Source organism: Blastomonas sp. CCH1-A6 (assembly GCF_001556365.1).
In the GTDB taxonomy this organism is placed as follows: domain Bacteria; phylum Pseudomonadota; class Alphaproteobacteria; order Sphingomonadales; family Sphingomonadaceae; genus Blastomonas; species Blastomonas ursincola.
The window spans coordinates 1-7,079 of record NZ_LSIS01000533.1 but is presented as its reverse complement, the minus strand read 5'-3'; the positions used below and the strand labels follow the sequence as shown (position 1 = coordinate 7,079).

Annotated in this window: 7 protein-coding genes; 2 read left to right on the top strand and 5 right to left on the bottom strand. The window is 64.3% G+C overall.

Features of this window, described 5'->3' with window-relative positions; all coding sequences use genetic code 11:
- Nucleotides 1–194: hypothetical protein (locus AX735_RS26570; protein ID WP_231750236.1), on the top strand; the 194-nt coding region annotated here is incomplete at its 5' end.
- Nucleotides 195–294: 100 nt separating this feature from the next.
- Entirely contained in the window at nucleotides 295–2,202 is a 1,908-nt protein-coding gene (locus tag AX735_RS23010) for a diguanylate cyclase domain-containing protein (protein ID WP_171007859.1), read from the top strand.
- A gap of 420 nt (nucleotides 2,203–2,622) precedes the next feature.
- Here AX735_RS23010 and AX735_RS23005 read toward each other — a convergent pair whose 3' ends face one another.
- The 5 genes from AX735_RS23005 to AX735_RS22985 all read right to left on the bottom strand — a co-directional run bounded on the left by AX735_RS23005 (nucleotide 2,623) and on the right by AX735_RS22985 (nucleotide 6,962).
- A complete protein-coding gene (locus AX735_RS23005) occupies nucleotides 2,623–2,904 on the bottom strand; it encodes an integration host factor subunit beta (protein WP_060979331.1) in 282 nt (93 codons plus the stop codon).
- A 318-nt stretch (nucleotides 2,905–3,222) separates the two neighbouring features.
- A complete protein-coding gene (gene rpsA, locus AX735_RS23000; RefSeq protein WP_066284932.1) occupies nucleotides 3,223–4,935 on the bottom strand; it encodes a 30S ribosomal protein S1 in 1,713 nt (570 codons plus the stop codon).
- Nucleotides 4,936–5,137: 202 nt separating this feature from the next.
- Nucleotides 5,138–5,779: a (d)CMP kinase gene (locus tag AX735_RS22995; protein WP_066284930.1), complete on the bottom strand. Its 642-nt coding sequence runs from the start codon at nucleotides 5,777–5,779 to the stop codon at nucleotides 5,138–5,140.
- The gene (bla, locus tag AX735_RS22990; protein ID WP_082751282.1) at nucleotides 5,776–6,705 is read right to left on the bottom strand and encodes a subclass B3 metallo-beta-lactamase; all 930 of its coding nucleotides are present in this window, start codon (nucleotides 6,703–6,705) and stop codon (nucleotides 5,776–5,778) included. The genes AX735_RS22995 and bla overlap by 4 nt, the downstream gene beginning before the upstream one ends.
- Nucleotides 6,702–6,962: a CBU_0592 family membrane protein gene (locus AX735_RS22985; RefSeq protein WP_066284926.1), complete on the bottom strand. Its 261-nt coding sequence runs from the start codon at nucleotides 6,960–6,962 to the stop codon at nucleotides 6,702–6,704. The genes bla and AX735_RS22985 overlap by 4 nt, the downstream gene beginning before the upstream one ends.
- Between the last annotated feature and the right edge of the window lie 117 nt (nucleotides 6,963–7,079).

Here is a 7,079-nt window from a genome sequence, read left to right as displayed (position 1 = left end):
CCGCCGTCAGCGCGAGCGCCTGCATGCCCGATTTCATCAACCTGTTTTCCATCGTTCAGCCTCTCCAGTCAGGAACCGCCAACGACCCTGGCCCACATTATCGTAGCGGCAATATCCGGTCAAACCATGACCCGCATCACAACCCGGCCCCTGTCGCCAGGATAGGCCCGGCCGAACCGTTGCGGATAGGATAATCCCGCCAGTCCGGGAGGAAAGTGCTAGGCTTTGCAGTAAATTAACCAAAATCGTCCACAAGGCGCCATGCTTGCCCGCCTCTCGCCATGGTTTCGTTCGATGTCGGTCAGCTCGCGCACGGCGCTGAGCCTCGCCATCGGATTTACCCTGATGATCGCTGCGACCGCGCTAGTCGCCTTTTCGCAGGAGCGCGCCAAGGCGATCGACGAATCGCTGGCGCGGCTCGACCAGCGCAATGCCGCAGTGGTGCACGAACTGACCGACCGGTTCGATCGCATCCAGCGGACGCAGACACGCGCGGTCGAGCTGTTCCGCGAAGAGCACGCCGCGCTGACCGATGCTGAGGCGCGGCGCGCGTTCGAGGCGCTCTATCCGCTGCGCCCCGACGGCACGCGGCGCAGCATCGACAGGATGTTCACCGGCGGCCCGACCGCGATCGGGATGGTGCACGGCATGGCGGGCTTCATCCCTGCCGGGATCGACCAGGACGATGGCGCGGTGCGCGACATCGTGGCCGCGACCCTGGCCATCCGCCGCCTCAGCGAGGGCAGCCGTCACGATCTGGAAAGCCTCTATTATTTCACGCCGCGCAACGGCATCGTCATCTTCGCGCCTGACCGGCCCGACCGGCTGGAATTCTATCGCCAGACCGCGCCTGCGGACTTCGCGTTTCAGGACCGCGAGTTCGCGACCATTTCGACCATCGCGGCCAATCCTGCGCGCGCGATGCGCTGCACCGGACTGCAATCGCTGATCTCGCTGAAATATCGGGAGGTCTGGACGACGGGCTGCATGACCCCGGTCGATCGCGATATGCGGCATATCGGCACGTTCGGCACGTCGATGCCGCTCGACGAGATTGCCCCGGCAGGGCGCTTTGCCGACTCCGCAGAAGAACAGGTTATCCTGATCTCGCGCGAGGGGCGGCTGATCTATCATCCCGGCTATACGCGGCAGAACAGCCGCAAGACCGGGGAATATCTGGACATCACGAACAGCGCACGGTCCGACCTGGCTGCGATCTGGGCGCTGGTGCGTCGCCATGGCCAGAATGGCTATGTCGGCAAGGCAGAGGCTCTCGATGCCTATGTGTCGCTGCACCAGGTGCCCGGCCCGGGCTGGTATGCGCTCACCGTCAAGCCCGAGCAGCTGATCCTGGCCAGGGCGCTGCGCCCGATCCCGCGTATCGCGGCCATGGCGGTGATCGCGCTGGCCGGCTGTCTGCTGATCGTGGTGCTGGTGCTGCGCCATCTGGTCGCCAAGCCGCTGCGGCGGTTGACGCGCGAAGCGGAACGGATCACGCGCGGCCTGGCCAGCGATGCGATGCTGGAGATGCCCGCCGATGATCGCACCGGCAACGAGGTTGCCCGGCTCGTCTCGCGCTTCGAGACGCTGGCCGGTGCGATCCGCACCTCGCATGGCGAACTGGAGCAGCGCGTCGCCGAACGCACCAGGGCGCTCAACGATGCCAATGAAAAGCTGCGCATCCTGTCGGAACTCGACCCACTGACCGGTGTTGCCAACCGGCGCAAAGTGTTGAGCGATCTCGACGCCCGGCTCGAGCGCATGGGCACCGGTGGGTCGCTCGCGGTCATCGTGCTCGATATCGACCGGTTCAAGACGATCAACGACCGCCACGGCCATGTTGCCGGCGACGATGCGCTGCGGGCGCTGGCCAGTCGGGTGCAGTCGCTGCTGCGGCCGGGCGACATGATCGGTCGGATGGGCGGCGAAGAGTTCATGGTCATCCTCGACCGCGCGCGACCAGTCATCGCCGATGCCATTGCCGAACGCATCCGCGCCGCGATCGCGCGCCAGCCGTTCCAAGTGCATGGCAATCTGACGCTGAACATCACCGCTAGCCTGGGCGTTGCATGCTGGAGCGCTGGCGACAGCGCAAAGGCACTGTATGCCCGCGCCGATGCGGCGCTCTATGAAGCCAAGGCATCGGGACGCAATTGTGCGATCAGCAGCCGCGATCCACTGCAAGGGCGCAACGCCGCCTGATCCGGCGCGGAGCGCCTGCCCTGTCGGCAGGCCTGGTGCGGGCGGGGGGACTCGAACCCCCACGGGCAAAGCCCGACGGATTTTCTTACCCGCCACGGCTTTCGCCGCCGCGCCGCCTGGGGCGCGTTCGGGGTCTGGACTATCCCTTCACCCTGCCCTGGCATTTCAGGGTTTAGGTGCTGCCCGTCTAGTCTCTACACCTTCCCGGCCGCGAGGCACGGGCTTGGCTCGGGATTGCCATTTGACAGGGTTCCCCGAATTTGAGCAGTTCTACGTCGCAGGTTTCCCCGCGCGCACTCACATGATGTTCAAGTCCGTTGCGTCTACCATTTCGCCACGCCCGCACGGCGCAGGGGTCTATAAGCCGGGATAAAGCAGCGCGGCAAGTCCGTAGCTTGCCTGCCCGCTCCGTCTGGTTGCTCAATCGGCGTTGAGCCGGGCGCGCATTTCCTTGCCGGGCTTGAAATACGGCACGCGCTTGGCGGGCACGTCGACGGCTTCGCCCGTACGCGGGTTGCGCCCCTTGCGCGGCTCGCGCGCGCGGGTGGAAAAGGCTCCGAAGCCCCGCAATTCGACCCGTCCGCCTTCAGCCAGTCGCTCGATGATGTTGTCGAAGAAGATATCGAGGATCTTTTCGATCTCGTCTGACCGGAGCCCTGGATTTTCTTCCTCCAACAGCTGCAGCAGTTCCGATCGTATCATGGTCAATCTCCTGCAATCGATTACACGACGGGATGCCAGGCTGCGGCGTCCCTCACACCACATCCCACAATCAATTGACCAGCCCCCCGACAAGCCAATGCGTCTGACCCGTATAACGGAAACGCAGATGCAAGTGCCCAGCGCTGATGCCAGTCGACAGGCAGTCAAATGCTGTCAGAAATCGTGATTGGTTTCAACGCTGTTCTTGGGGGCGCTGCTGCTATTCGCGCCAGATTGCACAAAAAAGGGCACCGGCCGAAAGCCGATGCCCCTTTTTGAAACGTCACCCGCACTGACGCACGGGGAAGACCCTTGGGATCAGTCTTCGCGCTGCTTGAGAGCGGCGCCGAGGATGTCGCCCAGCGACGCACCCGAGTCGGACGAACCGTACTGTGCAACAGCCTGCTTTTCTTCGGCCAGCTGGTGCGCCTTGACCGAGAAGGTCGGCTTGCGCGAGCGATCGAAACCGGTGACCATCGCGTCGAGCTTCTGGCCGACCTGGAAGCGGTCGGGACGCTGTTCGTCGCGGTCGCGGCCCAGATCGTTGCGCTTGATAAAGCCGGTCGCGCCGTCTTCGCCAACCTGGACTTCCAGGCCGCCGTCGCGCACTTCGAGCACAGTGACGGTGACGACTTCGTTCTTGCGCAGGTTCGAGCTGTCGGCGCCGCCCACGGCCGGAGCACCCTTTTCGAGCTGCTTCATGCCCAGCGAGATGCGCTCCTTCTCGACATCGACGTCGAGAACGATCGCCTTAACCTGCTCGCCCTTGAGGTGCAGGTTGAGCGCGTCTTCACCCGAGATGCCCCAGGCGATATCCGACATGTGGACCATGCCGTCGACATCGCCATCCAGGCCGATGAACAGACCGAACTCGGTCGCGTTCTTGACTTCGCCCTCGACGACGCTGCCCACCGGGTGCTTTTCTGCAAAGGCGTCCCAGGGGTTCGACTGTGCCTGCTTGAGGCCCAGCGAGATGCGGCGCTTCTCGGCATCGACTTCCAGAACGATGACATCGACTTCCTGGCTGGTCGAAACGATCTTGCCGGGATGGACGTTCTTCTTGGTCCACGACATTTCCGAAACGTGCACCAGGCCTTCGATGCCCGGCTCCAGCTCGACGAACGCACCATATTCGGTGATGTTGGTGACGGCACCCGAAAGCTTCGCACCGACCGGATACTTGACGCTGGCGCCTTCCCACGGATCGCTTTCGAGCTGCTTCATGCCCAGCGAGATGCGCTGCGTATCCTGGTTGATACGGATGATCTGCACCTTGACGGTTTCGCCGATGCTGATCGCTTCGCTCGGGTGGTTGATGCGCTTGTAGCTGATGTCGGTGACGTGCAGCAGGCCGTCGATGCCGCCCAGGTCAACGAACGCACCGTAATCGGTGATGTTCTTGACGACGCCGTCGATGATCTGGCCTTCGGCCAGCGACTGGATGAGGCCGGTGCGCTGTTCGGCACGGGTTTCTTCCAGAACGGCGCGACGCGAGACGACGATATTGCCGCGACGACGGTCCATCTTGAGGATCTGGAAGGGCTGCGGAATGTCCATCAGCGGGGTGACATCGCGCACGGGGCGGATATCGACCTGGCTGCCGGGCAGGAACGCGACGGCGCCGTCGAGATCGACGGTGAAGCCGCCCTTGACGCGACCGAAGATCACGCCTTCGACGCGCTTGCCTTCGCCGAATTCATTTTCCAGCTTGTCCCATGCGGCTTCGCGGCGTGCGCGGTCGCGCGACAGCATCGCTTCGCCATCGGCATTCTCGATCCGGTCGACATAGACTTCGACTTCGTCACCGACCTTCAGGCCGTGGTCCTGACCGGGGGCGGCGAACTCGCGCAGCGCCACGCGGCCTTCCGACTTCAGACCGACGTCGATGACGGCCTTGTCGTTTTCGATTGCAGTGACCGTGCCCTTGACGACGCGGCCTTCGAATCCGCCGTCGACAGCGGCAGCGCCGCCCAGCGATTCGTCGAGAAGTGCCGCAAAATCATCGCGGCTGGGAAATGCCGTAGAGGCCATAAATCCAACGTTCCTTAACACAGTTTTGTCCGGCCAGCCGGTTGTCTCCGGCGGTCTTGGCTGAACCTGCCCCCCGGGCCGAATGCACCGGAAAGCGCCCGAAAAGCGCATGTTTGCGGGGGACAGCAGCAGATATGCAAACAGCGCGAACGCTCGCCCGGACCGCTTGCGGCGCGTGCGATGTTCACGATGATCGAAACATCTAAGGTCGGGCGGCTGGGCCGCCTTCTGTCCTGCCGTTCACCAGCTCTATGGCCCTTTGAACGGCCTGCCCTATAGTCAAATCGCTGGTATCAAGCAAGAGCGCGTCATCGGCGGGCTTGAGCGGCGCGACCGCCCTTCCGGAATCGCGCGCATCACGTGCGGCGAGGTCTGCCGCGATCTCCTCCAGCGTCACCTGTTCGCCCCGGCTCAGCATCTCATGATAGCGCCGCGCGGCGCGTGCGGCGACGCTGGCGGTGACGAACAGCTTGGCTGCAGCATCGGGCGCGATCACCGTGCCGATATCGCGACCGTCGAGCACTGCCCCGCCCGGTTGCGATGCAAACGCCCGCTGCCGTTCGAGCAGCGCCTGGCGGACCGCAGGGTGACGCGAGGCGCGGCTGGCAAGGCCACCTGCCATCTCGCTGCGCAGATGGTCGTCGTTCAGCAGCGCATCGTCGAACGCGCAACCGGCCAGCGCCTCGTCGGGATTGTCGGGATCGCCGCCCAGCCTCACCGCCATCACACCGACAGCGCGATAGAGCAGCCCGGTGTCGAGATGCGGCAGCCCGAAATGCTTGGCCAGTGCCCTGGCGATCGTGCCCTTGCCGCTCGCCGTAGGTCCATCGACCGCGATGATCATGGCCGCTTGCCCGCGTCTGCAGCGGCCTGCTCTTTGGCCAGGGCCTTCAGGAAACCTTGCTCCATAGCGCTGTTGAACCGCTGCAACTCGCCCGGATCGACAAAGGCGTCCCTTTCTCCCGCCAGCTGCCGCGCGCGCTTTTCGTGCAGGCCGAAGAACATGTCATGGTTAGCGAGAAACACGTCTGCCTGTATCGCCCGAACCTTGGCGAAGCTGGCGCGGTAATTGTCGGCCATGCCCGGATAGGCGGGCGGCACCAGCGACTGGCCGCCCAGCGAAGCGCTGCAATGCAGGAAGACCTTGCGAGGGGTGTCGGTGGAATCCTTCGCGGTCAGGCCCCATGAGGTGCATCCCGGCGAGTGGCCCGGCGTCAGATGCGCGGTCAGCGTGGTCCCGCCCAACCTGACCGTATCGCCGTCTCCGACCGTGCGATCGACCCGCACCGGCGGAAACAGCGCGTCCTTTGTCGGGCCATGGTCGACACGCCCGGCCTCCAGATAGGGCTTGTCCGCCGCGCTGCCGATGACCTTGGCGCCGCTCGCGCGCTGCAGGCCCGCCAACCCTGCGGCATGGTCGAAATGGCCATGCGTGTTGAGGATATACTTTACGTCCTTGGGCTCGAAGCCCAGCGTGCGGATATTGTCCAGGATCTGCGGCACCGATTGCGCGAGCGCGCCATCGATCAGCACATGCCCCTCGGGCGTGGTGACCAGGAACACGCCGATCCCGGCGGTGCCGACATAATGAACGTTATCCAGGATGGTGAAAGGGGCCATCCGATCGTTCCAGCGCATCTCGGTCGCGAACTCGCCGACGGGCTCTGCTTCGGCCGCGGCGATCTGCGCATCGCTCGCAAGGCGCGGGGTGGCCATCGGGGCAGAGGCACAGCCCGTCAGCAGGAGGGTGAAAAGGACGGTTCGTTTCATGATGGTTTCCCCTCGCGCCGCGCACGCAGCGCGCTGATGATCCCCGATAGCGCGATCAGACCCCAGGCAGTCTCGAGAATCACGGCCGCGAGGTTGAAATGCACCGAAAGCGAGATGAGCAGCAGGATGGCACCTGCCAGGTTGATCGCGTTGAACAGCAGCTTGTCGATCTGCCGGGCCCGGTTGGCATAGATGAAGCCGCCCATGAACAGCACGCTGCCGATAATGCCGATGATATTGGCGGCGAGCGGGCTCATGCCCCAGCCTGCGCGCTTTCGAGCAGCGTCAGGAAATCGGGGAAGCTGGTCGCGATGGGCCGCGTGTCGTCGACCTCGACGCCCGAATCGCTGACCAGCCCCGCCACCGCAAAGCTC